We start from the raw sequence: 25,961 nt of genomic DNA on the forward strand, positions 1-25,961 counted from the left end.
GTTGAACGGAGCAGATTTTCATGACGCGTGTCCTTTCGGTCGTTGACGAGCGTTTTCCCATCGCCGGAACGTTCACCATCTCACGCGGTTCCAAGACCGAAGCCGAGGTCATAACCTGCGAAATCGCCGAATCAGGCGTCATCGGACGCGGCGAGTGCGTGCCCTACAAGCGTTATGGCGAGACCATGGCTAGCGTGGCTGAGGCGATCGAACAGGCGCGCCACGCCATCGAGGACGGTGCTTCGCGCACCGACCTTCTGACGCTGATGTCAGCCGGTGCAGCGCGCAACGCCGTCGACTGCGCGCTCTGGGACCTGGAAGCGAAGTTGAGCGGCGTGCCGGTCAAGGACAGGCTCGGCATTGCTGCGCCGCTGGCGCTCGAGACCGCCTACACGCTGTCGCTCGGCGAACCCGAGACTATGGCAGCCCAGGCCCGCGCCAACGCGGCGCGGCCGTTGCTCAAGGTCAAGATCGGCGGCGACAACGACATCGCCCGCATCCGCGCGGTCACCGAAGCCGCCCCCGACAGCCGCATCATCCTCGACGCCAATGAAGGCTGGACCGATGCCAACATCGCCGAGAACCTTGCCGCTGCCGCCCAGCTCGGCATCGCGCTTATCGAACAGCCGCTGCCCGCCGGCGCCGACCAGATCCTCGGCCGCATCCCACATCCTGTGCCGATCTGCGCCGACGAGAGCATCCACATCGCCGCCGATCTCGCCGAGATCAAGGGCCGCTACGACGCCGTCAACATCAAGCTCGACAAGTCGGGTGGGCTGACGGCAGGACTCGAACTGCGCGACCAGGCCCGCGCGCTCGGGTTCCAGGTGATGGTCGGCTGCATGGTCGGCACTTCGCTCGCCATGGCGCCTGCGGTGCTGCTCGCCCAGGGCGCCGAGTTCGTCGACCTCGACGGCCCGCTGCTCCTGGCGCGCGACCGTTCGCCGGGGCTTGTCTACGAGGGTTCAATGGTGTCGCCGCCCCTGCCCGAACTTTGGGGCTGAACGGGATCCAAGCAGCACAAGCACGATAGCGCAGGCGGCGACCGCCGCCATGAAATAGAAGCCGTCGACGCCGAAGCGCTGGTAGAGCGGACCGGACAGCAGCGTCACGATCGCCATCGACATGCCGTTGGCGAAATAGGCAACACCCTGGGCAGCGCCCGTGCGCTCTTCCGGAACCGACTCGGCGATCAGCTTTTGCACGCCAATCAGAACCAGCGCTGTCGACACGGCGTGCAGGCTCTGGACGGCAAAGAAGCCAGGTACACCCAGACCGAGCGGCCAGATCAACGGGTATGCGACCCAGCGGACGATAGCGCCTGCGCCCGCCAGAACGAGCACCAGTGCCGTCGATCTGTTGCCGAACAGCCGCGTGAAAAACATGAACATGACGATTTCGGCCGCCACGCCCCAGCTCCACAGCAACCCGACGATCGTTTCGTTGATGCCGAGCGACTTCCAATAGATCGACACGAAGCCATAGAGAAAGCCGTGGCTGCCGATGATGACGCCGGTGCCGCCGGCCATCAGCAGGAAATAGCGGTTGAACAGCTTTGGCGCCGCCTGCATGTCGGTCGCCGAGAGCGGTGAAGCCTTGCGCGGTCGGCCAAGGCGCGGCGAGATGAACGACATCAGGAAGCAGCCGAGCAGGCCGATCGAGATGATCGCCGGCACCGCGTCCGCACCGGTCAGCGACAGGATGAAGCCTGCGCCAAGGCTGCCGGCGAGGAAGGCGATCGACCCCCAGATGCGCATGGCGGCATAGTCCGATCCGAAGCGGCGGACACCTGAGAGCGCAAGCGAATCGGCTATCGGCGAATGCGGGGTCCACACCACCGCCAGCGCCAGCGAGACGGCCAAGACGATGAGGTAGGTCGGCTCGAGGAAATAGCCGAGCGACAGAAGCAAGGACGATGCAGCCAGGAAGATGAAGACGTTGGCGCGGTCCTTGGCACGATCGGCCATGGCCGCGATCAATGGAGTTGTGATGACGCGCAGGAACATTGGCGCCGACAGCACGATGGCGATCTGCTCGGGATCGAATCCCTTGGCTTCGAGCCACAGCGGAAAATACGGCAGATGCACGCCCATCGGCACGAAAAGTGCTGCGAAAAGCAGGGAGATTCGCAGTTCAAAGCGTCGTGGCTTGACCTGCTGCTCTGGCGTGAGTGGCGGTAATGTCATGGTGGGTAAGCGTGTCCGGGCGCGACCCGAACCAACCAAGCCTCACCGATTTGCCTGATCCCTTACCATGGGCGGCCACGCCACGAAAGCCAACGGGGCCGAGCATTTACCCAAAGCTTGGGCCAGCTGCCACGGCCTTATCGGCCAAGGCGCGGCATGGCCTGCGCTTCCATCGGCAAGTGGTGCGCGCCGAGCCGCCGTGCCCGTCTTAGCAGCGTCTCGGCAACGCGCGGCGCGGCAATTGCCGCATGACCTGGTCCATCCCGCCATGGGCGCGAGGCATATCTGGAGCTGCACATCGATGTCGTTCCGTTCAGGCGGCTGCTTTGTCGGCGCGCTGATCGACGACCATCGGCACGAAGGGTTCGTTGACCAGCTTGCCCGCCAGCACGTGCGGCCAGTGCAGGATGACGAAGCTGCCATCAAAATCCTCGGCGACCGCCGTGCAGTTTTCGACCCAGTCGCCGGTGTTGATGTACTGGATGCCGTCGAAATTCTCGATCGTCGGATGGTGGATGTGGCCGCAGATGACGCCGTCCACGTCCGAACGCCGCGCCTCGTCGGTCAGCACGTCCTGGAAGGCGCCGATGAAGTTGACGGCCTTCTTGACCCGGACCTTGGCCCAGGACGAAAACGACCAGTAAGGCAGACCGAAGGTGCGGCGGAAGCGCGCCACCAGCCGGTTCATCGCCATCGCCGCGTCATAGGCGAAGTCGCCGAGATAGGCGAGCCAGCGGGCGTTCTGCACCACTGCGTCGAACTGATCGCCATGGATGACCAGGAAACGCTTGCCGTCGGCCGCCTCGTGGATGGCCCGATCGGCAACGACGATGCCGCCGAAATGCACGCCCTGGAAATTGCGGGCGAACTCGTCATGATTGCCGGCGATGTAGGTGATTTCGGTGCCCTTGCGCGCCTGGCGCAGCAATTTCTGGACGACGTCGTTGTGCGTCTGCGGCCAATGCCAGGACCGGCGCAGGCGCCAACCATCGACGATATCGCCGACGAGGAAGATCTTCTCGGCCTCGTGGTGACGCAGGAAGTCGATCAGGAAATCGGCCTTCGCTCCCTTCGATCCCAGATGCACATCTGAGATGAACAGCGTGCGAAAATTGCGTGTGCTCGTGCCGGACATGGCAATCGACCCGTTGCTTTTGCCGTGGCTATGCCCAGATTCATGCAACAGCCGTATGACGGTTGCGGCTTTGGCCGGGCAGTTCTAGGCTGGGTCATCACCGACAGGAGAACGATCATGGATCTCGGCATCAGCGGGAAGAAGGCAATCGTCTGCGCCTCGAGCAAGGGACTCGGCAAGGGCTGCGCGATGGCGCTGGCCGAAGCCGGCTGTGAGCTGTTCCTCAACGGCCGCGACGCCGTCATCCTGAGCCGCACGGCAACCGAAATTCGTCAACGCTACGGCGTGCGGGTCACCGAAATCGTCGGCGACATCTCCGATCCGGCGATCCAGAAGACCCTGCTCGCCGCCTGCCCTGACCCCGACATTCTGGTCAACAACAATGGCGGTCCGCCCTACCGTGACTTCCGAGAGCTCGACCGCGAGAAGATCCTTGCCGGCGTCACCAACAACATGGTCACGCCTATCGAGTTGATCAAAGCTGTCATCGACGGCATGGCGGCGCGTGGCTTCGGCCGCATCGTTAACATCACCTCGTTGTCGGTCTACACGCCCATCCCCGGCCTCGACCTGTCCTCCGGCGCCCGCGCCGGCCTGACAGCCTTCCTGGCAGGCGTTGCGCGCACTGTCGCCGACCGCAACGTCACCATCAACAACATGCTGCCCGGCAAGCTCGACACCGACCGCCTGCGCGGCCCGCACGAGCCCGGCAGCATCGAGGATCCGGCGGAAGGTGCTGCGCGCCGCGCCCGCCTCAGCGCCGGCATACCAGCCGGCCGCCTCGGTACGCCGGAAGAATTCGGCCAGATCTGCGCCTTCCTGTGCTCGACCCATGCAGGCTACATGACCGGCCAGAACATTCCTGTCGACGGCGGGCTTTACGTGAGCTCATTCTAGGCTCACGGCGGCACGAACCTATCCCAAAGGCAGCCAACAGCGCGTCGCAAGGACGCGCTGTTTCAGCCAAGCCTCACAAAAGACCGAATCAATCTCTCAACCGCCACCCGCAAGTCGCTGGAATGATTGCAGTTCCGGCGCTTGAAAGTGATTCAACGTCCATTTGGCCGTTGAAGCCTCGAAAATCGTGCTGGCCGTGCTAATAACGGCCTTTGCTGTTGGATTCTGAAGGAGCGGGACATGGCTGGGGAAGACAAGAAGAAGGAAGCACTGTCCGATCTGGATCAGGCCGCGCTCTTCTTCCACAAGCACCCCATTCCCGGCAAGCTCGAGATTCAGGCGACCAAGCCTCTCGGCAACCAGCGCGACCTGGCGCTGGCCTATTCGCCCGGCGTCGCCGCCCCTTGTCTCGCCATCAAGGATGATCCCGAGACCGCCGCCGACTATACCGGCCGCGCCAATCTGGTCGCCGTGATTTCCAATGGCACAGCCGTGCTCGGTCTCGGCAATATCGGCCCGCTGGCATCCAAGCCGGTGATGGAAGGCAAGGCCGTTCTGTTCAAGAAATTCGCCGGCATCGACGTTTTCGACATCGAGATCGACGCGCCCGAGATCGGGCAGATGGTGAGCACGATCGCGGCGCTCGAGCCGACCTTCGGCGGCATCAACCTCGAGGACATCAAGGCCCCAGAGTGCTTCGAAGTCGAGGAGCAGCTCAAAGCCAAGATGCGCATCCCGGTCTTCCATGACGACCAGCACGGCACCGCGATCATCGTCGCGGCCGCCGTTCTCAACGGCCTGGAACTCGCCGGCAAGAAAATCGAGGACGTCAAGATCGTCACCTCGGGCGCTGGTGCCGCGGCACTCGCCTGCCTCAACCTGCTGGTGTCCCTCGGCGCCAAGGTCGAGAACATCTGGGTCACCGACCGTTTCGGCGTCGCCCACAAGGGCCGCGTCGAGGAGATGGACCGCTGGAAGGACCCATACGTCAAGGACACCAACGCGCGCGTCCTGGCTGATGTCATCGGCGGCGCAGACGTCTTCCTCGGCCTGTCGGCAGCCGGTGTGCTGAAGCCGGAACTGCTGTCGGAGATGGCGGACAAGCCGCTGATCCTGGCGCTGGCCAACCCGAATCCCGAGATCATGCCGGAAGTGGCGCGCGCCGCCCGTCCCGACGCGATGATCTGCACCGGACGCTCTGATTTCCCGAACCAGGTCAACAACGTCCTGTGCTTCCCCTACATCTTCCGCGGCGCGCTCGATTGCGGCGCGCGTGCCATCAATGAAGAAATGAAGATGGCTGCCGTGCGCGCAATTGCTGCGCTCGCGCGCGAAGAACCGTCCGATGTCGCGGCGCGCGCCTATTCCGGCGAGACGCCGACCTTCGGCCCCGACTTCCTGATCCCCTCGCCCTTCGACCCCAGGCTGATCCTCAGGATCGCGCCTGCCGTTGCCAAGGCGGCCTGCGAAACCGGCGTGGCGACCCGGCCGATCGCCGACTTCAACGCCTATGTCGACAAGCTCAGCCGCTTCGTCTTCCGCTCCGGCCTGGTGATGAAGCCGATCTTCTCCAACGCCAAGCAGGCAACATCCAAGCGTGTCATCTACGCCGACGGCGAAGACGAGCGCGTGCTGCGCGCCGCCCAGGTGGTGCTGGAGGAAGGGCTGGCCAAGCCGATCCTGATCGGGCGTCCGCATGTCATCGAGGTCCGCATCAAGCGCTACGGTCTGCGCATCCGGCCGGCTGTCGACTTCGACATCATCAATCCCGAGGATGATCCACGCTACCGTCACTATGTCGACCACCTGATCGACCTCGGCGGCCGCCAGGGCATCACGCCCGAGGCGGCGCGCACCATGGTGCGCACCAACAACACGGTCATCGCGGCCATCGCGCTGAAGCGCGGCGATGCCGATGCCATGATCTGCGGCCTGGAAGGCCGTTTTGAGCGGCACCTGCGCAACGTCACGCTGATCGTCGGCGCCCGCGACGGCGTCAAGGATCGCGATCTGTCGGCGCTGTCGATGCTGATCTCGCAGCGCGGCGTGCTGTTCTTCACCGACACCTACGTGACCGTCGATCCGACCGCCGAAGAGATCGCCGAGATGACGATGCTGGCGGCCGACGAGATCCGTCGTTTCGGCATCGAGCCCAAGGCGGCCTTGCTGTCGCATTCGAATTTCGGGTCACGCGACTCGCAAAGCGCGCAGAAGATGCGGGCGGCGGCGGCGATCCTGAAGCGCATCGCGCCGGAACTCGCCAGCGACGGCGAAATGCATGGCGATTCCGCCCTGTCGGAAGTGCTGCGCCAGCGCGTCTATCCGCATTCGACGCTGAAGGGCGAAGCCAACCTGCTGGTCTTCCCAAATCTCGATGCGGCGAACATTGCGCTGACCACGGTCAAGACGATGATGGACGCGCTGCATGTCGGGCCGATCCTGCTCGGCACCGCGCAGCCGGCACACATCCTGACGCCTTCGGTTACCTCGCGCGGCATCGTCAACATGACGGCACTCGCCGTCGTCGAAGCGTCGCAGCGCGCGCACGCGGCGTCCTGATCGGGCACGGGTTAGCCGTCTCCAAAGAAACGGTTAACCTCGTCGGCGCTAGGGTTCGAACTGGGCATGTTCCGCGCGTCGCGCGGCGATGGAAAGCGGGATGTTCGGGCGCGGCAGAAGCAAATTCCCGGTGAAGCGACCAGCCATCGCATTGTTGGCCGCAGTCGCCGTGTCATTGCTGACCACCGGATTGTCGCAAGCAGTCTCGGCGGAATGCCTAGAACTCGAGGTCGAACTGGCCAACTTGCCGACCCAGGCAACCGGCAGCTTCGCCCAACCCGACGAGTTCGCCGCTGCCGCCGCCACCCAGCAAGACCAGATCGACCTCGCCCGCATCAGGGCTTCCGACCTCGGCTGCGACAGGGCGATCTCGGGCGACGTCATCGCTCAGTGCGCCGCGCTGAATGCCAAGATCGCTGAGATGCAGGACAATCTCGGCAAGCTCGACGGCCAGACCGCGCGACCGAACAGGAACGTCCGGCGCGAGCGCATCCGCATTCTTGATGCGATGCAATTCGCGGGTTGCAACGACCAGGGCGAGAAGACGGAAGAAGGCGCAAGCAACGATCCCGCGACGGAGCAAGCCGGCGCGACCGTCATCCGCGGCGGCGAGGCGACCAGCCTGAGCTTCAATGAAAGCTATCCGCAGCACATCGTCATCGGCCGCAGCCAGCAACAAGGCTTGGGCGAATACCGTACCTTGTGCGTGCGCACCTGCGACGGATACTTCTTCCCGATGTCGAATGCAGCCGATGTTTCGGATTTCCAGCGCGACGAGAAGAATTGCGAAGCCAGCTGCCCTGGAACCGAGATCGAGCTGTTTTATCACCTCAATGCCGGCCAGCCACAGGAGAGCATGGTTTCAGCCCGCTCCGGACAGCCCTACCGCAATCTTGCGACAGCCTATCGCTACAAGCGCCTCGACCTGCCGCGCGTTCCGGCCTGCGGCTGCAATGTCAGCCTGGACAGGAATTTTTCGGTCATCGCCGGCGAAGGACGCCCGGTACCGAGCACCCCGCAGGCCAGGCCGGTGGAGGAACCGCAGGCGCCGGTGGTGCCTCGTCCGGCACCAGATCCCAACCGCAAGGTCAGGGCCGTCGGGCCAACGTTCCTTCCCGACCCACAAGCGGCAACAGATCTGCGAGTTCCGGGCCCGACTCAAGACCGGTGAGCGCCAGCCTGAGCGGCATGAACAGCGCCTTGCCCTTGCGGCCGGTCGCTTTCTTCACCTTGGTCGTCCAGTCCTTCCAGACATTGCCGTCCCACGGCTCTTCGGGCAGAAGGTCGAGCGCCTGGCCAACGAATTCGCGGTCCTCGTCGGCGATCTCGGCAGCCGGCTGCGGCCCTTCGCGCAGGATGCGCCACCACGCCACGGCGTCCTGGAGCCTGTCAAGATTGCCGCGAACGGCCATCCAGAACGCTTCGGCATGGTTGCCGCTGACACCGAGCACCATCAGGCGATCACGCACCTCGTCAAAGGACATGTGGTGCAGCAGCGCCCGATTGAGCACCACCAGTTCCTCAGGATCGAACTTCGCCGCCGATTTCGAGGTCGCGGCCGGATCGAACTTCTCGGCAAGGTCGCGAAGGTTGGGCACCGCGGTGACATTCTCCGACGTGCCGACAAGCACGGCGAGCGAGGCAACCGACATCGGTTCGATGCCGCCGTCGCGCAGGCTCTCGATCGACAGCGCACCTGTGCGCTTGGACAGGCCCTCGCCGGACGCCGTCGTCAGCAGATTGTGGTGACCGAAAACAGGAGGCTCGGCGCCGAGCGCGCGGAACAGCGCGATCTGAACACCGGTGTTGGTGACATGGTCGTCGCCACGGATGACGTGGGTGATCTCCATCTCGATATCGTCGACCACCGATGGCAGCGTGTAGAGATAGGTTCCGTCCTCGCGCACCAGCACCGGATCGGACAGCGACGCCAGATCGACGGTCTCCTCGCCGCGCACGATGTCGGTCCAATGGACGTCGGTGCGCTGGGTCTCGAACGGATCGGAGACGAAATTGGGCAGCAGGAAACGCCAGTGCGGTCTGCGCCCGTCATGTTCGTAGGACAGGCGCTCGGCATCGGTGAGCTTCAGCGCCTCGCGGCCATAGACCGGCGGCAGGCCGCGCGTCCGCCGCACCTTGCGGCGCAGGTCGAGCTCCTCGGGCGTCTCATAGCAGGGATAGAGCACGCCTGATGCCTTGAGCTTGTCGACGGCGGCGTCGTAGCTGGCAAAGCGGCGCGACTGGTATTCGGTCTGGTCGGGAAAGATTCCGAGCCAATGCAGGTCGTAGAGAATGGAGTCTGCGAATTCCTGGCGCGAGCGCTCGACATCGGTGTCGTCGAAGCGCTGGACAAACCGCCCCTTGTGCTTGAGGGCGAAGAGCCAATTGAACAAGGCGGTGCGCGCATTGCCGATGTGGATGCGGCCGGTGGGCGAAGGGGCGAAGCGAACTGTAACTGTCATGATCGGGGCGTAGCGGATGGCTTTTGCGTTGACAAGGCGGCGCCCCCGCACCTCTGCACCAGAAATAAAGCAACCAGAGCGCGAATGGAAGCCGACCAATGGGGCTACATCTTCTTGCGGGCCGCTTCAGCATGACGAACGGGCCGCGATCTCTCGCGGCCCGCTCCAGATCTAGACGAGCCCTTTGGTGAGCTCCAGCGCCTGGCGTTCGAACAGGCGGCGGTAGATGCCGCCTTCGCGGCGTACCAGCGCCTCGTGCCGGCCCTCCTCGACGATCTCTCCGCGATCGAAGACGAGCAGCCGATCGAGCGCCCTCACCGTCGACAACCGGTGCGCGATGATCAGCGTCGTGCGCCCGACCATCAGGCGCTCCATCGCCTGCTGGATCAGCACCTCCGATTCCGAATCGAGGCTGGATGTCGCCTCGTCGAGAATCAGGATCGGCGCATCGGCCAGGAAGGCACGGGCAATCGCCACGCGCTGGCGCTCGCCGCCCGACAGCTTGACGCCACGCTCACCGACCAGCGTGCCATAACCCTTGGGCAGACGCTGGATGAATTCGTGCGCGCTGGCGAGCTTTGCCGCGCGCTCGATCTCGGCCTGCGTCGCGCCCGGCCTGCTGTAGGCGATGTTCTCGGCCAGCGAGCGGTGGAACAGGATCGGCTCCTGCTGCACGATCGCGATCTGCGAGCGCAGCGACGACTGTGTCGCCTTGGCGATGTCCTGCCCGTCGATGGTGATCTTGCCGCCGCCGACATCGTACAGCCGCTGGATCAGCTTGACGAAGGTCGTCTTGCCCGAACCGGAATGGCCGACGAGACCGACGCGCTCGCCTGGTTTGATCGACACCGAGAAGTCCCGGTAGAGCGGGTTCGCATGCGTGCCGTAGTGGAACGTCACATGCTTGAACTCGATGCCGCCGTCGCCGATCTGGATCGGCTTGGCGCCAGGCCGATCGGCCACACCGAGAGGCTGGCCTTGGATGTCGACGAGTTCCTCCATGTCATTGACCGAACGCTGCAGGTTGCGGATGTGCATGCCGACATCGCGCAGATAGCCTTGGAGCAGGAAGAACGAGGTCAGCACGAAGGCGATATCGCCTGCACTGGCCTGCCCGCTTGACCACAGGAAAAGGGCGAAGCCGATGATCGCGGCGCGCAGCAGAACCAGCGTGATGTTCTGCGACGTACCGTTGATCGTTCCGCGCATCCAGGTGCGCCCCGTGCGGTGACGCCACTTGGCGATCACCTTGGCGAGACGCCCTTCCTCACGCTCCTCGGCGCCAAAGGCCTTGACCACCGAATTGCAGCTGACGGCGTCGGCCAAGGAGCCGCCGAGACGCGTGTCCCAGCTGTTTGCAAGGCTGGCCGCCGGGGCGACGAAACCGAGCGACATCACCACCGTCTGGGTAATGAAGACCAGCGAGCCCACGGCAATGATCAGGCCCATCATCGGCCAGTGCCATCCCAACAGGATGGTCGAGCCAACAAGCATCACGAAGGACGGCAGCAGCGCCACCAGCAGCGTGTCGTTGAGCAGGTCGAGCGCCCACATGCCGCGCGTCACCTTGCGCACTGTCGAGCCGGCGAAGCTGTTGGCGTGCCAGTCGGTCGAGAAGCGCTGGACGCGGTGGAACGCATCCTGGGCGATGTCGGACATCATCTTGAGCGTCAACTCGATGATGCCGGCAAAGGCGATGTGGCGGAACACCAGCGAGCCAGTGGCAAGTGCCAGCAAGGTGAAGAAAGCGGCGAGCGCCGCATTCCATGCCACCTCGTCAGTCGCCGCGCCACTGGCGACGGCGTCGATCAGCCGGCCCGAATAGAGCGGCGTCAACACGTCGGCCATCGTCGAAATGAGCACGGCCGCCGAGATAACGACGAGCCGGGCCGGTTGGCGTTGCCAGTGCCTGAAAGTGAAACCCAGAACGCTGCGGAAAGCGCCGCCGCGCAGGTCGATACGAAAACGAGCCATGATGCGTTGAGGCGCCGAAACCCGACGCCACCCCTGGAAAAAAGATGTTCAAAGGCGCGACGAATAATTCTTGCTCAATCAGGAAGTCGCGGTACGGCAGCGTCAGATAAAAGGGACGCCGAAGGTGGTTCGCGAGGTCAACGACCTCGGCGTGAACCCCGGGAGGACATGTCATATTCTGGCATTCAGACCTCCCTGATAGTGGCCGCGAAGAATTTGCTTATATCGAAGCATTTTTGCTTAGCCAACCCCCGCGCTGGACCGAAGCGTGTTGTGCCAGTTTCGCAGGCATCATTGGGTGGCACTTGCGCAACAGATAAGTCCATGCTTATCTCATTTCCATGAACGAATCCGAGATATTCCGCGCCCTGTCCGATCCCACCCGCCGTGCCGTACTGGACCGACTGACAGCAGGCGAGAAAAACGCGACGGAACTACGCCAGGGGCTGGAGATCTCACAGCCAGCGATCTCACAGCACATCGCCGTGCTGCGCGGCGCAGGCTTGATCAAGGAAGCGCGTGCCGGCCGGCATGTGAACTACAGCGTCAACCCCGACGGGCTGCGGCCGCTTTTCGACTGGCTCACCCGCTATCGCAGCTTCTGGCCGGAACGTGTCGAGAGGCTGAAGACACTGCTCAAGGAGATGGACCAATGACGGACGCCCAAAGGCAGGAAGAGACAGACGACACCATCGTCGTCGAATGCGAACTGGAAGCCACGCCTGAAAAGGTCTGGCGCGCGCTGACGGTACCGGAGTTCGTCGCAACCTGGCTCGATGTGCCGGCGGCCGACAAGGTCACCGCTGATACGACCGGCCCGGCCTACCGCATCATCGAGGCTCTGCCGTTCTCGCGCGTTCGCTACGCCTGGAACGACGCAACGGTGAGCGAACCCGAAACGGTCGTGACTTTCGACCTCGAAGCGCAGCCGGACGGCGGCACGTGGTTCCGCCTGACCCATAGCGTCGAGACGGCCAGAACCATTGCTTCGCCGGCGAATTCGAACAGCCCGCCGCTGATGCGCGCCGCCGCCTAAGCCCAAACAGTCTCCATTGATGAAAGGAAATTCGCGCATGCGCGACACGATGCAACTCGTCCCTATGGTGGTGGAACAATCGCCGCGCGGCGAACGCTCCTTCGACATTTTTTCCCGGCTGCTGCGCGAGCGGATCGTCTTCCTCAATGGCGAGGTCGACGACAATTCGGCCTCGCTGATCTGCGCGCAGCTGCTGTTCCTTGAGTCGGAAAACCCTACCCGCGAAATCTCGTTCTACATCAACTCCCCGGGCGGCGTGGTCACCAGCGGCTTTGCCATCTATGACACGATGCAGTTCATCCGCTGCCCCGTATCGACTTTGTGCATGGGCACGGCGGGCTCGATGGGCTCGTTCCTGCTGATGGCCGGCGCACCCGGCAGGCGCATCGCCCTGCCCAATGCGAGCGTAATCCTGCACCAGCCCTCCGGCGGCTTCCGTGGCCAAGCCTCCGACATCGAGCGCCATGCCGAAGACATCATCAAGCTCAAGCGGCGCATGACCAGGCTCTATGCCGAGCATTGCGGGCGCACCGAGGAAGAAGTGGCGCGCGTGCTCGACCGCGATTACTTCTTCACGGCGGAGGAAGCCAGGGATTGGGGTATCGTCGACCACGTCTATGACCGCCGCGAGACCGTGGAGAGCATATCCGGGAAGTAGTCGGCTAAACGCCAACCACGGCTGGTGCCGGCTGAACATGGCTTCGCGCGCGGATCCGCCGCGAAGCCAACAGCAGAACAAAGGAAATGGCCAAGCAGTAGACCGCCATCGCCACGATCTGGCCGGGGTAGCTGACGCCGCCGTCGATCAGGAACCCGGTCAGGCCCGGCCCGATTGCCGAGGCGAACACGCCGGCAGAAACGATCAGCGCCCTGATCGAGCCAAGGTGCCTGAGGCCATAGACTTCGGGCCATATGGCACCGAACAGCGTCGTCGACAGGCCATTCGAGATGCCGAGCAGCGCCATGAAGCCGAAGGCGCTCCACTGCGCGTCGACAAGGCCCAGCACCAGGCAGGCCAGCCCCAGAGGCAAGAGCACGAAGTGCAGCAGCGAGACGCCGGAAAAGCGGTCGATGAGCTGGCCGACGACAAGCGTGAAGGCGGCGTTGACCACCGCCGTCACCAGAAAGGATGAGGCAAAGACCTCGAGCGACCAGCCACGCAATTCCACCAGATAGACCTGGTGGAAGAACAAGGTCGTCACGATCAGCCCCGGCGCCATGACGCCGAGCAGCAGCACGTAGAAGATCGGATCGCGAACCACCTCGGCGCGCGTCCAGTCGCGCGCGTCGATCTGGCGTGCCACGGGATCGGACGAGCGCGGCTTACGGTCCACGGCGACAAGCAGCACGATCGCCGGCAGGGCGATGAAGGCAATCATTGCTGCCGCAAGCAGCCAGCCGTTGCGCCAGCCAACGGAGGCGGCGATCAGCACGAAACCCATCGGGATGATAGCGTCGCCGGCGTTGTGGCCGAGGATGACGGTCGACAGCGCGCGCCCCCTTTGCGCCGAAAACCAGCGCGCGGTTGCGGTGTAGGCGGTGTGCACCATCATGCCCTGGCCAAACAGCCGCAGCAGATAGATGGCGACGAACAGGATGACGAGGTGTTGCGACAGTGCCATCGATGCACTCGCCAGCGCCAGCATCGGCACGATGAACAGCGCCACCTTCTGTGCGCTGAAGCGATCGACGATCTGGCCGAGCCGCGGCAGGCTCAAGGCGCTGGCCAGCGTGGCGACCATGTAAAGCGTGCCGAACTCGCCATGGGACAGCCCATAATCGCCACGGATGTCACCGGCCGACAGCGCGATGAACGAGGTCATGCCGAAGGTCGAAAAGAAGGTGAGCAGGAACCCGCCGACCAGCCAGCGCGGATTGTCCCGAACGAAGGAGATGTAGGACACGCCTCTGGTCTATCCTTGGGCTGCCGGCTGCCTCGACAGGCGCATGTACATGCCGTCAGTCGAGGTCACGAAGCCGAATTGTTCATAGAGGCTGTGCGCGTCCGAGGTTCTGAGCGAGAAGCCGGTCACGCTCGCAAGCTCAGGATGGTCGATGAGCGCTTGGATCAGCTTCTTGCCGATGCCGAGGCCGCGCCGCTCAGGCCAGACGATGACGTCGGCGACATAGGCAAAGCAGGCATAGTCGGTGATGGCGCGGGCGAAACCGACCTGCTCGCCGTCGATATAAGCGCCCAGGCACAGCGAATTGTCGAAGGCCCGGCGATGGATGTCGTCGGTCCGGCCCTCGCCCCAATAGCTCGCCTTGATGACGTCCGACGTCTTGTCGAAGTCGATGCGCGACACGTCGAAACTGATCTCGACCTCGGTCATGAACCCTCCGGTCTGCTGGCGGTTTTCAGTTCAGTTCCAGCGACTTAGCCACGATCCCTGAATCTGTTCGTGATCGGGTAGCGGCGGTCGCGGCCGAAATTCTTCCTGGTGATCTTCACCCCGGGTGCTGCCTGCCGCCTCTTGTATTCGGCGATGTAGAGCAGGTGCTCTATCTTGTGGACCGTATCGCGATCATGACCGCGGGAGACGATGTCGTCGACGCCCATCTCGTTCTCGACCAGGCATTCGAGGATGTCGTCGAGCACCGGATAGGGCGGCAGCGAATCCTGGTCGGTCTGGTTGGGCCTGAGTTCCGCAGACGGCGCCTTGTCGATGATGTTTTTCGGAATGACCTCGCCCGAGGGGCCGAGCGCGCCCGGCGGCACATGCGTGTTGCGCCAGCGCGACAGCGCATAGACCTGCATCTTGTAGAGGTCCTTGATCGGATTGAAGCCGCCATTCATGTCGCCATAGAGCGTGGCATAGCCGACCGACATCTCGCTCTTGTTGCCGGTCGTCACCACCATCGAGCCGAACTTGTTGGACACCGCCATCAGGATCGTGCCGCGGGCGCGGCTCTGCAGGTTCTCTTCGGTGATGCCTTCCTTGGTGCCCTCGAACAGCTGCGTCAGCGCATGCGAGAAACCGTCGACCGGCTCATGGATGGGCACGATGTCGTAACGGCAGCCGAGCGCCCGGGCGCAATCCTCGGCGTCCTTGAGCGAATCCTTCGAGGTATAGCGATAAGGCATCATGATCGCCCTGAGCCGCTCCTCGCCGAGCGCGTCGACGGCGAGTGCCGCGCAGATCGCCGAATCGATGCCGCCGGAAAGGCCAAGCACGACGTTCTTGAAGCCGTTCTTGTTGACGTAGTCGCGCAGGCCCAGCAGGCAGGCGCGATAATCGGCCTCCTCGCGCTCGGGGATTTTCGACATTGGCCCTTCGACGCAGGCCCAGCCTTCGTCGCCGCGCTTCCAGGTTGTCATCGCCACCGTCTCTTCGAACTGGCTCATCTGGAACGCCAGCGAATGGTCGGCGTTGATGGCGAAGGAGGCGCCGTCGAAGACGAGTTCGTCCTGCCCGCCGAGCTGGTTGGCATAGAGCAGCGGCAGGCCGCTCTCGATCACCTGACGGATCGCCACCTGATGGCGCACGTCCATCTTGGCGCGATAATAGGGTGAGCCGTTGGGCACGAGCAGGATTTCAGCACCACTCTCGGCCAGCGTCTCGCAGACGCCGAGCTCACCCCAGATGTCCTCGCAGATCGGGATACCGATGCGAACGCCACGGAAATTGATCGGACCCGGCATGTCGGGACCGGGCTGGAACACACGCTTTTCGTCAAACTCGCCATAGTTAGGCAGGTCGACCTTGAAGCGCTCGGCAACGATCTTGCCGTCATCGGCAACGACGACCGCGTTGTGCACGCCGCTCTTGCGCTTGAGCGGCACGCCGATGATGACGCCGGGGCCATTGTCCGATGTGTCCTTGGCGAAATCTTCCGCCGCACGCTCGCAGGCAGCCAGGAAGGCCGGCTTGAGCACCAGGTCCTCCGGCGGATAACCGGCGAGGAAAAGTTCGGTGAACAACACCAGATCGGCACCCTGTCGCGCCGCGTCCGCCCTCGCCTCGCGCGCCTTGGCGAGATTGCCGTTGATGTCGCCGACCGTCGGGTTGAGCTGGGCAACGGCGATGCGCAGGATGTCGGGAGATTTTTTCGTCATGTCAGCGGTTTAGCCTGCGTTGTGAAGTCGGGCAATCGAGTTCGGTTGGGCCATCATTCGCCCATGTAGCTCGCCAATTCCTCGGCCGGACGGTTGACGCCGATCGACATGGAGAGGATGCGCGAGATATGCGCCCGTGGCAGCTTGGTCGCCTTTGCCCATTCGTTGATCTGAGCCTGGATCTTGGCCTGATCCTTCTTGGAGGACGCTGCCTCGCCGATGTCGAGCCCCGCGTCGCGCAGGGCCAGGATCATGTCTTGTGACAGGATGAACGTGTCCCAGCCCAGCCAGCGCAACAGATATTGGCCGGTGTTGCCGCCGAGCCTGCTGCCGTGCTTGCCCAGATAGCCCGTCAGCCCGACCTGGTCGTCGGCCGGCCAGCTAGCCAAGAACTTGCCGAAGCTGCCATGCTCCTGCGAGACGCGTTCGACGAAGGCGGCATTGTCGCGCACCGAGCGGATCTTTTGCGGATTGCGCACGATGCGCTTGTCGGAGGCGAGGTCGTGCCAGAAGTCATCGGGCTGGAACAGCAGCCGCTTCGGCTCGAAATGAAGGAAAGCCTCCTCGAAGCCGGGCCATTTCTGCTCGATGACACGCCAGACGAAACCGGCGGCAAAAACACGCTCCGCCATCGTCGACAGGATCCGGTCGTCAGGGACCTTGGCAAGCGTCGTATTGTCGAACGCCGGCCCCAGCAGCGACTTCAGCACCGCATCGCCGCCCTTGCGCTCCTCAGCGCGCACCCTGATCCTGGCGAAGTCCATCATTCCATTCCCCCCGCAACCGCATCTTGGCGACATCGCCAGCCATCTTCATATAAGGATTCGTGGCTGCCAAGCAGCCGGTTGGAAAGCGGGGGCGTGCAAATGAACAAGACTGTGGCTGACCTTGCCGGAAGATGGCTGAAGCGCGCACCGGAGCATTTGAGCGAACTCGAGCACAAGGTCCTGCAGAGCGCGATCGATCGGCAGCCGGTTTCCCGCAACGTCAATGACAGCGTCGCTCACAATGAGAGCCTGGGCGAGCGACTTGCCGACGGCATCGCCCGCGTCGGCGGCTCCTGGAGCTTCATCCTCTGTTTCCTCGGTTTCCTCGTCGTCTGGACGGTGCTCAATGCCTGGCTGCTGGGATCCGGCTCGTTCGATCCCTACCCGTTCATCTTCCTCAACCTTATCTTGTCTATGCTCGCGGCCATCCAGGCACCCATCATCATGATGTCGCAGAACCGGCAGGCCGAACGCGACCGCATCGATGCCTCGCACGACTATGCCGTCAACCTGAAGGCCGAGATCGAGATCATGGCACTGCACGAGAAGCTTGACGAAATCCGCTTCCAGGAAATCATCCTGTTGCGCGAGCAGGTGCAGCAGCTGACCGTCCAGGTCCAGCGTATCGCCGACGCTTCCGCAGGTCAGTCGCCCACCCGATGATCGACACGCTCCATCACCTCGTCGAACGCTTCGGGCTCCTCGCCGTCTTCATCGGTTGCATGGCCGAAGGCGAGAGCTTTGCCATCCTCGGCGGCTTCTTTTCCCACCAAAGATTTTTCGAACCCTGGAACGCCTTTGCCGTGGCAGCGACGGGCGCCTTTCTGGGAGACACGCTTTTTTTCATCCTCGGACGGCGGTTCTCCAACCATAAATGGGTGCGGTTGCTGCGCCGCAGGCCCGGCTTCAGCCATGCCTTCCGCCTGGTGCAGGCACATCCCAACCTGTTCGTGCTAGGCAACCGCTATGTCTACGGCATGCGGCTCGCCGGCGGCATCGCCGCAGGCCTGTCGCGCATCCCGGTTCCGCTGTTTCTTGCGCTCAACGGCCTCTCCGCGCTCGTCTGGGCAGGCATCTTCGTCAGCCTCGGCTACGTATTCGGCCTTGGCGCCGAGCATATCCTTGGCGATATGCTGAAGGCGCACCACCGGCTGTTTCTGGGACTCGGCATCGGCGTGGCCGTTGCGCTGGCAACGTGGCTGTTGGCCCGCCACATCGCCCGGAAGCAACCGACGGATTAGTCCGAGCCCACGAGTTCCCGGTCGCCGCGATCGAGGATGAGCGGAATGATCAGGTCTTCCTCGTCATCCAGATGTCGCGTCAGCATTGCGACAAGCCGCGCATTCTCGTCGGCATAGGCATCGGCGGCAAAACGTTGCTTGTCCTCGTTCTCCTGCAGCGCCCGAATGAATGCATTGGCCGAACCGGCATTGCGCTCCAGCGCCTCGTGGATGAGGTGATGGTCTGCATCGAGGATGTCGAAGCCGCGCTTCAGCCTGCTTTCGGCCTTGGCGAAGATAGGGAAATAGTGATGGTCCTCGACATTGTGGTGGCCATCGAGATTGCCGAGGAAATGGTTCAGCCGCGGCGCGAACCAGCGGGCGAATTGCTGCGCGTCCATGCGGCCCTCGCGATAATCGCCAATGCCTGCGGTCAGCATGCCGCCCAGCTCGCGGAACATGTCGTGACGCTGCAGCCACATCGAGGCCATGCCATGGACGTTGTCGTGGGCGCGCCAGTCCTCGCGCGGATACTTGGCGACGAGCCAACGCAGGTCCTCCGGCAGGCCGGCGCGCGTCTCGAGGTGGTGGATATCGGCCTTGTCAGCCATGTCGGTCTCCTTTGGTAACCGACATGTAGGTACGCGACCTTCAGATCGGAAGCCCGGCCAGGCGCTCGGCGATGGCATAGACCCAGACGCCCAGCACGATGACGATCGAGATCAGCACGGCGAGCGAGCCGCAGTCCTTGGCAAGTTGGATGTCGATGTTGAATTCGCGGCTGACGGCGTCGCACGCCGCCTCGATGCCGGTGTTCAGCACCTCGACTGTGATCAGGAACAGGATCGATCCGATCAGCAGCGCGTAGCCGCCCCAGGTGCCTGCCACGAACCAGCCGATCGGCAGGGCTGCGACGAGCAGCATGATTTCCTGCTGGAATGCCGCCTCGGAGCGGATCAGTCGCGAGAATGCCCGCACCGAGTTCTGGAAAGCCTTGACCAGCCGCTCCATGGAATGCCCTTTCAATTCGATCGAAGCGGCATCATTTAGCGGCTCGACGCTCAGTCGAACAGATATGAATCGTTGGCAAAGAAGCCGTGATCGACCGAATCGTGCACGCGACGGCCCTTCGCACCCTCACCTGCCGCACCGTAAGCGAAGAAGATCGGCATCAGATGTTCGTCGGTCGGGTGGTTCTCCCCAGGGAAAGGCGCCTTGTCCTTCCAGTGCAGCAGCGCTTCGGTATCGCCGAGCGCCAGCCTGTCGGCGAACCATTCGGTGAACGCATGCACCTTGCCGCCCAGCGCGGGATCGGGTTCGGCTCCGCGCCGAAGCCGACTGAAATAGGCGCGCAGATTGTGGGTGATGTGGCCTGAGCCGATCAGCAGTACGCCTTCGTGGCGCAATGACGCCAGCGCCTTGCCGATGGCATGATGCCAAGCGGCATCGCGACTGGGGTCGATCGACACCTGAACCACGGGAATGTCGGCGTCGGGGAACGCCAGCTTGAGCGGCGTCCATGTGCCGTGGTCATAGCCGCGCTTCTCGAACGTATGCGGCTTCAGGCCGGCTTGATCGAGCATGCCGAACACTCTTTCGGCCAGGGCAGGTTCGCCGACGGCCGGATAGATCATCTTGTAGAGCTCGGGCGCGAAGCCGCCGAAATCGTATATCATGCCCGGCTTGGGGTCCGTCACGACGGCGACGCCGTCGGTCTCGAAATGCGCCGAGACGATCACAATGGCTTTGGGCTTCTCGACGAGACCCGAGAGGCCTTCGAAATAATGGCGCGCCGGCGTGTCGGCCAAAACGATGTCGGGGCCGCCATGCGAAATGAAAAGTGTGGGCAACGAGGTCATGTCATGTCTCCTTGCCCTGAAATATACGCGCTCCTCACTGTTTCGAGCAGAGCGCCGAACCACGACGAAGCGTTCAACAATCGAGAACGATCGACAGTCTCCCGTTCAATCCTCCAGCACTTTGAGCGAAGGCGACGACCGTTCGTATCGCGGCAAGTCGTCATCGACCTCGTAATATGAGCCTTTGTCGGCGATGAAGATGTGATAGCCGCCAACCAGCGACGACGACTCCTCGAACGAACCGGCCATGATCGAAACGTAGCCTTCGTCGTTCGGCTTCCAGAGCATCACCGATGCCGCAACGACTGCAGAAGCCGCGCCGGGCGAAGCTTGACGCGGCAAACCACGTCACGTTCTCACCGCCTTCGATATCGACCATGTCGTCATTGATATTGGTTGCAGCGTAGTAGTGGCCGCTCTGCTTCCGGCACATGTTGCAAAAATTGCGCGACCGGCTCTGGATCGTCGGCAACAGTTCCGTTGTGCCAGTCGGCAAACACCCGAGACAATCCCATCCCAGGCCGGCTACTCATAAATGCGATCGTGGTGCACGTCATGAACGACAATGAACATACAACAACGCTCAGGCCGGCACGGAGCGGGGACGGACGAGCGGTGTTTGACGTGACGCGACATTCGTGCGTGAGCTGGCGAAGGAGCACTATTCCGCCGAACAGACTGCCGGATGGGTGGGCGATCGGACGCCGGACACTTACGAAGCCCTCATTGCCAAAGGGCTGATGGTTGTTGCCGAGCGAGGCGACAGGATCGTCGGCTTCGTCGATTCCGAGCCAGGTGAGGTGACGCGGCTGTTCCTTGTTGCCGACGCGGCAGGATCAGGTCTCGGCAAAAAACTGCTCGAAATCGGCATCCGGAATGCACGAAGGAACCATGAAGGGCCGGTCCGGATAGAATCGACTGTCAATGCCGAGGGCTTCTATCTCCGCCACGGCTTTCGCGCGATCGAGCGAGGCTATTTCTCCCATGGTGTCGGTGGCGACCCGATCGAGATCGTGCACATGGAACTGTGAGCTGCACCGTCTTGCACCAGCAAGGTCGGATCGCTACATCCGCGACATGAAGGTAAAAGACGCCGATATCATCATCGTGCCCGGATACACCAATTCGGGGCCCGCCCACTGGCAGAGCCGCTGGGAAGAAAAGCTGTCGACCGCACGCCGCGTCGAGCAGGACGAGTGGTCGAAGCCGGTCCGCGGGGACTGGACGGACAAGGTCGTCAAGGCAGTGAACGCGGCGGAGCGGCCGGTGGTGCTCGTTGCCCACTCGCTCGGCATTCCGACGGTCATCCACGCCATTCCAGGCTTCAAGAAATTCGTGGCCGGCGGCTTCTTCGTGGCGCCGCCTGATGTGTCCAACCCGGCCCTCAAGCCGAAGCACCTGATGACCTTCGGCCCCTACCCGCGCGATCCGCTGCCGTTTCCGTCAGTCGTCGTCGCTAGCCGCAACGACCCGTATTGCGCGCTCGACGTCGCCGAGGACATCGCGGCGGCCTGGGGCTCGCTGTTCATCGACGCCGGCGATTCAGGCCACATCAACGCCGATTCCGGCCATGGGCCGTGGCCGGAGGGATCGATGGTATTCGCGCAGTTCCTGTCGCGGCTGGAAAGCTAGCCCAAAGACTTCTTGAGGTCCGCCAGAAGACCCGCGGCGCCGGCCGCGATCAGCTGGTGCTCGGAGCCTGTCGCCAGCAACTGGTAACCCATGTCGACGAAACGTCCCGCGATCCTGGGATCGGTGACGTAGATGCCGGCATGCTTGCCGGCGGCACGGGTCCGCCTGCCGACATCGGCGACCGTTTCCATCATCGCTTCGAGTGTCGAGTTGATCGTCTCGCCCTTCGTCCAGGCGATGGAGAAATCACCCGGCCCAAGGAAGATACCGTCGATGCCGGGCGTTTCCAGGATGCCGTCGAGCACGGCAACCGCCGCATGGGTCTCGACCATGGCAAAGGAAACGGTGCGGGCATTGCTTTCCTTCAGCCACTTGACCGAATCCTTGCTGCCGTGACGCGGTGCTGCGAAGGTTGGGCCCCAGGAGCGTTCGCCGAGCGGCGGATATTTCATCGCGGCGGCAAAGCGCCGGGCATCCTCGACCGAATTGACCATCGGCGCGATGACCGCCTCGGCACCAAAGTCGAGCGCGCGGCTCGCCATGTCGAATCGGCCAACCGGAACCCGGACGATCGAATGCTTGCCCGCCCGGAGCACCGGCGCGATCGAGCGCAGCACGCTGTCTTCATTGTGGCCGCCATGCTGCATGTCGAGGGTGACGGCATCGAAGCCTTGCCCGGCAAGGATTTCGACCGTCAGCGCATCCGGCACGCCGGACCAGGCGGTGATGATGGTCTCGTTGGCGTGCAGTCTCTCGGCAAGCGACATCTTTCTCTCCCTCAGGTCGTAGCCATTTCAACCGGAAGCTGGCGTCGGCGCAAACAAAAACCGCCCGGGATGCGGGCGGTTCGTTGGTCCAGGGCTGCAGAAACTCGCGCCCCGGCATCCAGCATTTGGTCTTGATCAGGTGTTCTTGATCTGGTCGATCGCCTGCGCCATCAGCTCGTCCATGGTGCGGCGGATCTGATGATCGGACTGGTCGACGCCGGCGGCGTCGAAATCAGCGCGGATCTTGCGGAAGACGTCATGGTCGCCGGCTTCCTCGATGTCGGAAACCACGACTTCCTTGGCGTAGGCCTCGGCGTCGGCACCCGACTTGCCAAGCTTTTCGGCAGCCCAGAGGCCGAGCGCCTTGTTGCGCCGCGCGTTTGCCTTGAAGCGCAGTTCTTCGTCGAAGACGAACTTGCGCTCAAAACCTTCTTCGCGGTCCTTCATGTTGCTCATGGCAATCCTCCAGGGAGTGGGAAATCGATTCGACTTCCGGTGCATATGATATCGACTTCCTCAAACCAAAAGCCCGCCGCCCGGTCAATACGTCTCTTTTGAGCTGTTTGCCTGTGCGGTGCGGCATTTCCGCAGCAAAAGGCGTTAATTGGCAGGAAATGATGATTGAGCAATTGGCCCGATTAAGATAGAGACCGGCCTTGAAACCCACAGCCGCCGCGGCTTTGCGGCGTGAGAAAGGGACCGGTAGCTTGCCGTCCACCCTTCCAACCAGAGAAACAATCAAATGAAGAGTCGCCGCCGCATCTACGAAGGCAAGGCCAAGATCCTTTATGAAGGCCCCGAGCCGGGTACCCTGATCCAGTTTTTCAAGGACGACGCCACCGCTTTCAACAAGAAGAAGCATGAAGTCGTCGACGGCAAGGGCGTGCTCAACAACCGCATTTCCGAGCACATATTCAACCACCTGAACCGCATGGGCATTCCGACCCACTTCATCCGTCGGCTCAACATGCGCGAGCAGCTGATCAAGGAAGTCGAGATCATCCCGCTCGAGGTCGTTGTCCGCAACGTCGCCGCCGGCTCGCTGGCCAAGCGCCTCGGAATCGAGGAAGGCACCGTGCTGCCGCGCTCGATCATCGAGTTCTACTACAAGGCCGACGCGCTCGACGACCCGATGGTCTCCGAAGAGCATGTCACGGCCTTCGGCTGGGCGAGCCCGCAGGAAATCGACGACATCATGGCGCTGGCCATTCGCGTCAACGACTTCCTCTCCGGCCTGTTCATGGGCGTCGGTATCCAGCTGGTCGACTTCAAGATCGAATGCGGCCGCCTGTTCGAGGGCGACATGATGCGCATCGTGGTCGCCGACGAGATTTCGCCCGACAGCTGCCGCCTGTGGGACGTCGCCACCCAGGACAAGCTCGACAAGGACCGCTTCCGCCGCGACATGGGCGGGCTGGTCGAAGCCTATCAGGAAGTGGCGCGCCGTCTCGGCATCATGAACGAGAACGAGACGCCCCGTCCGACCGGGCCGGTCCTCGTCAAGCACTGACAAATCCAAGCACGGGCGCGAGTAACTTCGCGCCCGACTGTTTTCCATTTCTGCTCCGGAGTGAAATGCCCGTGATCAAGGCCCGCGTCACCGTCACCCTCAAGAACGGCGTGCTCGACCCCCAAGGCAAGGCAATCGAACATGCGCTCGACGGCCTCGGCTTCGGCGGCGTCGGTTCGGTACGCCAGGGCAAGGTCTTCGACGTCGAAATCGACGGCGCCGACAAGGCCAAGGCGGAAGCCGACCTCAACGCCATGTGCGAGAAGCTTCTGGCGAACACGGTTATCGAGAATTACGCAGTGGAGATTGCCTGACGTGAAATCAGCGGTCGTTCTCCTCCCCGGCCTGAACCGCGACCGCGACATGATCGCGGCGCTGACCAAGATTTCGGGCAAGGCGCCCGTTACCGTCTGGCAGACCGACACCGAAATCCCCGATGTCGACCTGATCGCCATTCCCGGCGGCTTCTCCTTCGGCGACTACCTGCGTTGCGGCGCGATCGCAGCCCGCATGCCGGTGATGCGCGCGGTGGCCGAGAAGGCCGCCAAGGGCGTGCAGGTCGTCGGCGTCTGCAACGGCTTTCAGATCCTGGTCGAGGCCGGCCTGCTGCCGGGCGCCCTGATGCGCAACGCTTCGCTGAAGTTCGTCTGCCGCGAAGTAAAGCTCGAGATCGCCAACGCCAACACCGCCTTTACGCGCAACTACGCGGCCGGCCAGATCATCCGCTGCCCGGTGGCGCATCACGACGGCAACTATTTTGCCGATCCCGAGACGCTGGCGCGCATCGAGGGCGAAGGCCAGGTCGTGGTCCGCTACGCCGAGGGCACCAACCCGAACGGCTCGATCAACGACATTGCCGGCATCATCAATGACAAGGGCAACGTGCTCGGACTGATGCCGCATCCGGAAAACCTGATCGAGGCAGCGCATGGCGGCGACGATGGCCGCGCGTTGTTCGAGAGCGCACTCGGGCTGCCCAAGGCAGCCTGAGCGAACCTCCTCCCCTCACCCTCTAAAAAGGCTGGTATCGGCGCATGAAGACTCTGCGGATTCTGGCGGCAACGGCCGCGGTCATCGGCCTCGCCGCCTGCAATTCCGGCCCGAAGACGCCGCCGCCCTCGTCATCCGGCAAGAGCGCTTCGCTGCGTTCGATGGAACAGGTGGCGATCGCTGCGCACAAATGCTGGTTCGCCAGCAAGGATCCGGCCTTCAAGAAGTACCAGATGGCCAATGAGCTCAACAATTTCGGCGGCACGCCGCGGTTCCTGCTTGTTCCCGCCAAGCAGTATGGCGCGCGCCCACTGCTTGTCGTGCAGGCGCAAGGCAATTCGAGCCAGGTCCAGGTGTTCGGTCCGCTGATGAGCGAAGCGCTCGGCGCCCGCATCGGCTCTGATATCAATCGCTGGCGCAGCGGCGACGCATCCTGCGGCGCGGCCGCCTGATCACTCCGGACTGCCAACTCACCCGCCTCTTGTGCCCACTTCGGGGCAAAAGAGGTGGAGGCACCAGGGGCGCGCCTCCACCTAAACCGAACCGTCCGTGGGTCGTGACGGCCCGTGACCATGGGAGTGGGCCGCATCGGCCCGAAAGCCGAACCCGGCTTTCGAAAAATCCGATGCAAAAACGCAAGGATCGAGAGCGCCCACTTATGCGTCCTCACGGACGCACGGCGCTCTAGTCGTAGAAGGGGCGCAGCCCTTCGCGATAAGCGTCGCAGCGTGAAATTCCGATATCGGCGAGCTGGTCGTCGGTCAGCTCCAACAGTGCCAGCCTGGTGCGCCGCCGCTCCATGCCAAATGCCAGCCAGCGCACGAAGCCGCGAAGCCCGCCACGCTTCCTGTGCGGAGATGCAGCCGTGGCAACTCCACCAATTGCATCAATTGTACTCATATCCATTGTC

At 63.1% G+C, this 25,961-nt stretch carries 30 protein-coding genes; 15 read left to right on the plus strand and 15 right to left on the minus strand.

All coding sequences use genetic code 11. The features are described 5' to 3' along the window. The first annotated feature begins 20 nt into the window (after window positions 1–20). Window positions 21–1,004: an N-acetyl-D-Glu racemase DgcA gene (gene dgcA / locus IG197_RS02780; protein WP_192316799.1), complete on the plus strand. Its 984-nt coding sequence runs from the start codon at window positions 21–23 to the stop codon at window positions 1,002–1,004. Here dgcA and IG197_RS02785 read toward each other — a convergent pair. Together IG197_RS02785 and IG197_RS02790 are read right to left on the minus strand one after the other, a co-directional pair. Continuing rightward, window positions 966–2,186 carry an MFS transporter gene (locus IG197_RS02785; protein ID WP_192316801.1) on the minus strand — a complete coding sequence of 407 codons (1,221 nt, stop codon included), beginning with the start codon at window positions 2,184–2,186 and terminating at the stop codon, window positions 966–968. The two genes, dgcA and IG197_RS02785, sit on opposite strands and share 39 nt — an antisense overlap. Before the next feature lie 313 nt (window positions 2,187–2,499). Next, entirely contained in the window at window positions 2,500–3,321 is an 822-nt protein-coding gene (locus tag IG197_RS02790) for a UDP-2,3-diacylglucosamine diphosphatase (protein WP_192316803.1), read from the minus strand. Window positions 3,322–3,438: 117 nt separating this feature from the next. Between IG197_RS02790 and IG197_RS02795 the strand changes: the two genes are divergently transcribed. The 3 genes from IG197_RS02795 (at window position 3,439) to IG197_RS02805 (ending at window position 7,948) form a co-directional block, all read left to right on the plus strand. Continuing rightward, window positions 3,439–4,218, plus strand: coding sequence for an SDR family oxidoreductase (locus IG197_RS02795; protein ID WP_192316804.1), 780 nt, complete (start codon window positions 3,439–3,441; stop codon window positions 4,216–4,218). Between the two features lie 240 nt (window positions 4,219–4,458). Further along, entirely contained in the window at window positions 4,459–6,777 is a 2,319-nt protein-coding gene (locus IG197_RS02800) for an NADP-dependent malic enzyme (protein WP_192316806.1), read from the plus strand. Window positions 6,778–6,907: 130 nt separating this feature from the next. After that, window positions 6,908–7,948 (plus strand): DUF2865 domain-containing protein, encoded by a 1,041-nt coding sequence (locus tag IG197_RS02805; RefSeq protein ID WP_192316808.1) that lies wholly within the window; start codon window positions 6,908–6,910, stop codon window positions 7,946–7,948. Here IG197_RS02805 and gltX read toward each other — a convergent pair. Next, window positions 7,866–9,239, minus strand: a complete 1,374-nt coding sequence (gltX, locus tag IG197_RS02810) for a glutamate--tRNA ligase (protein ID WP_192316810.1) — start codon at window positions 9,237–9,239, stop codon at window positions 7,866–7,868. The genes IG197_RS02805 and gltX overlap by 83 nt on opposite strands. 171 nt (window positions 9,240–9,410) lie before the next feature. Further along, window positions 9,411–11,213, minus strand: a complete 1,803-nt coding sequence (locus IG197_RS02815; protein ID WP_192316811.1) for an ABC transporter ATP-binding protein — start codon at window positions 11,211–11,213, stop codon at window positions 9,411–9,413. A 341-nt stretch (window positions 11,214–11,554) separates the two neighbouring features. Between IG197_RS02815 and IG197_RS02820 the strand changes: the two genes are divergently transcribed. The 3 genes from IG197_RS02820 to IG197_RS02830 are packed head-to-tail and all read left to right on the plus strand — an operon-like array spanning window position 11,555 to window position 12,907. Beyond that, the gene (locus IG197_RS02820) at window positions 11,555–11,869 is read left to right on the plus strand and encodes a helix-turn-helix transcriptional regulator (protein WP_067962565.1); all 315 of its coding nucleotides are present in this window, start codon (window positions 11,555–11,557) and stop codon (window positions 11,867–11,869) included. Continuing rightward, window positions 11,866–12,249 carry an SRPBCC domain-containing protein gene (locus IG197_RS02825; RefSeq protein WP_067962567.1) on the plus strand — a complete coding sequence of 128 codons (384 nt, stop codon included), beginning with the start codon at window positions 11,866–11,868 and terminating at the stop codon, window positions 12,247–12,249. Before IG197_RS02820 ends, IG197_RS02825 begins: the two co-directional genes overlap by 4 nt. Before the next feature lie 37 nt (window positions 12,250–12,286). Beyond that, window positions 12,287–12,907, plus strand: coding sequence for an ATP-dependent Clp protease proteolytic subunit (locus IG197_RS02830; protein ID WP_067962570.1), 621 nt, complete (start codon window positions 12,287–12,289; stop codon window positions 12,905–12,907). Between the two features lie 4 nt (window positions 12,908–12,911). Here IG197_RS02830 and IG197_RS02835 read toward each other — a convergent pair whose 3' ends face one another. The 4 genes from IG197_RS02835 to IG197_RS02850 are packed head-to-tail and all read right to left on the minus strand — an operon-like array spanning window position 12,912 to window position 17,073. After that, entirely contained in the window at window positions 12,912–14,153 is a 1,242-nt protein-coding gene (locus tag IG197_RS02835) for an MFS transporter (RefSeq protein WP_192316813.1), read from the minus strand. 9 nt (window positions 14,154–14,162) lie between these two features. Beyond that, a complete protein-coding gene (locus tag IG197_RS02840) occupies window positions 14,163–14,582 on the minus strand; it encodes a GNAT family N-acetyltransferase (RefSeq protein ID WP_182573857.1) in 420 nt (139 codons plus the stop codon). 44 nt (window positions 14,583–14,626) lie between these two features. Next, window positions 14,627–16,306, minus strand: coding sequence for an NAD+ synthase (locus tag IG197_RS02845; protein WP_192316815.1), 1,680 nt, complete (start codon window positions 16,304–16,306; stop codon window positions 14,627–14,629). Between the two features lie 53 nt (window positions 16,307–16,359). Continuing rightward, entirely contained in the window at window positions 16,360–17,073 is a 714-nt protein-coding gene (locus IG197_RS02850; protein ID WP_192316817.1) for a DNA-3-methyladenine glycosylase I, read from the minus strand. A gap of 99 nt (window positions 17,074–17,172) precedes the next feature. Here IG197_RS02850 and IG197_RS02855 point away from each other — a divergent pair, with 99 nt between their 5' ends. Next, window positions 17,173–17,736, plus strand: coding sequence for a DUF1003 domain-containing protein (locus tag IG197_RS02855; protein WP_192316819.1), 564 nt, complete (start codon window positions 17,173–17,175; stop codon window positions 17,734–17,736). After that, the gene (locus IG197_RS02860) at window positions 17,733–18,314 is read left to right on the plus strand and encodes a DedA family protein (protein ID WP_192316821.1); all 582 of its coding nucleotides are present in this window, start codon (window positions 17,733–17,735) and stop codon (window positions 18,312–18,314) included. Before IG197_RS02855 ends, IG197_RS02860 begins: the two co-directional genes overlap by 4 nt. Here the strand turns inward: IG197_RS02860 and IG197_RS02865 are convergent. The 4 genes from IG197_RS02865 to IG197_RS36140 form a co-directional block, all read right to left on the minus strand. Next, window positions 18,311–18,904: a hemerythrin domain-containing protein gene (locus IG197_RS02865; RefSeq protein ID WP_192316823.1), complete on the minus strand. Its 594-nt coding sequence runs from the start codon at window positions 18,902–18,904 to the stop codon at window positions 18,311–18,313. The genes IG197_RS02860 and IG197_RS02865 overlap by 4 nt on opposite strands. Before the next feature lie 40 nt (window positions 18,905–18,944). After that, the gene (locus IG197_RS02870) at window positions 18,945–19,304 is read right to left on the minus strand and encodes a diacylglycerol kinase (RefSeq protein ID WP_067962590.1); all 360 of its coding nucleotides are present in this window, start codon (window positions 19,302–19,304) and stop codon (window positions 18,945–18,947) included. A 50-nt stretch (window positions 19,305–19,354) separates the two neighbouring features. Then, window positions 19,355–20,152 carry a class III extradiol ring-cleavage dioxygenase gene (locus IG197_RS02875; RefSeq protein WP_192316825.1) on the minus strand — a complete coding sequence of 266 codons (798 nt, stop codon included), beginning with the start codon at window positions 20,150–20,152 and terminating at the stop codon, window positions 19,355–19,357. Window positions 20,153–20,257: 105 nt separating this feature from the next. Then, window positions 20,258–20,440 (minus strand): hypothetical protein, encoded by a 183-nt coding sequence (locus tag IG197_RS36140; RefSeq protein WP_246765290.1) that lies wholly within the window; start codon window positions 20,438–20,440, stop codon window positions 20,258–20,260. Between the two features lie 350 nt (window positions 20,441–20,790). On the opposite strand from IG197_RS36140, the gene IG197_RS02885 reads away from it, so the two are divergent. Together IG197_RS02885 and IG197_RS02890 are read left to right on the plus strand one after the other, a co-directional pair. After that, entirely contained in the window at window positions 20,791–21,183 is a 393-nt protein-coding gene (locus tag IG197_RS02885; protein ID WP_246765291.1) for a GNAT family N-acetyltransferase, read from the plus strand. 46 nt (window positions 21,184–21,229) lie between these two features. Continuing rightward, window positions 21,230–21,784, plus strand: coding sequence for an alpha/beta hydrolase (locus IG197_RS02890; protein ID WP_192316827.1), 555 nt, complete (start codon window positions 21,230–21,232; stop codon window positions 21,782–21,784). Here the strand turns inward: IG197_RS02890 and IG197_RS02895 are convergent. Together IG197_RS02895 and IG197_RS02900 are read right to left on the minus strand one after the other, a co-directional pair. After that, the gene (locus tag IG197_RS02895; RefSeq protein WP_192316829.1) at window positions 21,781–22,551 is read right to left on the minus strand and encodes an HpcH/HpaI aldolase/citrate lyase family protein; all 771 of its coding nucleotides are present in this window, start codon (window positions 22,549–22,551) and stop codon (window positions 21,781–21,783) included. The genes IG197_RS02890 and IG197_RS02895 overlap by 4 nt on opposite strands. 135 nt (window positions 22,552–22,686) lie before the next feature. After that, window positions 22,687–23,007 (minus strand): DUF1476 domain-containing protein, encoded by a 321-nt coding sequence (locus tag IG197_RS02900; RefSeq protein WP_067962605.1) that lies wholly within the window; start codon window positions 23,005–23,007, stop codon window positions 22,687–22,689. Between the two features lie 286 nt (window positions 23,008–23,293). Between IG197_RS02900 and purC the strand changes: the two genes are divergently transcribed. The 4 genes from purC (at window position 23,294) to IG197_RS02920 (ending at window position 25,503) form a co-directional block, all read left to right on the plus strand. Continuing rightward, window positions 23,294–24,061: a phosphoribosylaminoimidazolesuccinocarboxamide synthase gene (gene purC / locus IG197_RS02905; protein WP_067962607.1), complete on the plus strand. Its 768-nt coding sequence runs from the start codon at window positions 23,294–23,296 to the stop codon at window positions 24,059–24,061. 71 nt (window positions 24,062–24,132) lie between these two features. After that, window positions 24,133–24,375, plus strand: a complete 243-nt coding sequence (gene purS, locus IG197_RS02910) for a phosphoribosylformylglycinamidine synthase subunit PurS (RefSeq protein ID WP_067966646.1) — start codon at window positions 24,133–24,135, stop codon at window positions 24,373–24,375. Window position 24,376: 1 nt separating this feature from the next. Then, window positions 24,377–25,051 carry a phosphoribosylformylglycinamidine synthase subunit PurQ gene (gene purQ / locus IG197_RS02915; RefSeq protein WP_185910145.1) on the plus strand — a complete coding sequence of 225 codons (675 nt, stop codon included), beginning with the start codon at window positions 24,377–24,379 and terminating at the stop codon, window positions 25,049–25,051. Between the two features lie 44 nt (window positions 25,052–25,095). Next, window positions 25,096–25,503 (plus strand): hypothetical protein, encoded by a 408-nt coding sequence (locus IG197_RS02920; RefSeq protein WP_192316831.1) that lies wholly within the window; start codon window positions 25,096–25,098, stop codon window positions 25,501–25,503. Window positions 25,504–25,735: 232 nt separating this feature from the next. On the opposite strand, the gene IG197_RS02925 is transcribed toward IG197_RS02920, so the two are convergent. After that, complete coding sequence (locus tag IG197_RS02925; protein WP_246765292.1) at window positions 25,736–25,951, minus strand: DUF1127 domain-containing protein; 216 nt, start codon at window positions 25,949–25,951, stop codon at window positions 25,736–25,738. Between the last annotated feature and the right edge of the window lie 10 nt (window positions 25,952–25,961).

Source organism: Aminobacter sp. SR38 (assembly GCF_014843375.1).
Lineage (GTDB): Bacteria > Pseudomonadota > Alphaproteobacteria > Rhizobiales > Rhizobiaceae > Aminobacter > Aminobacter ciceronei.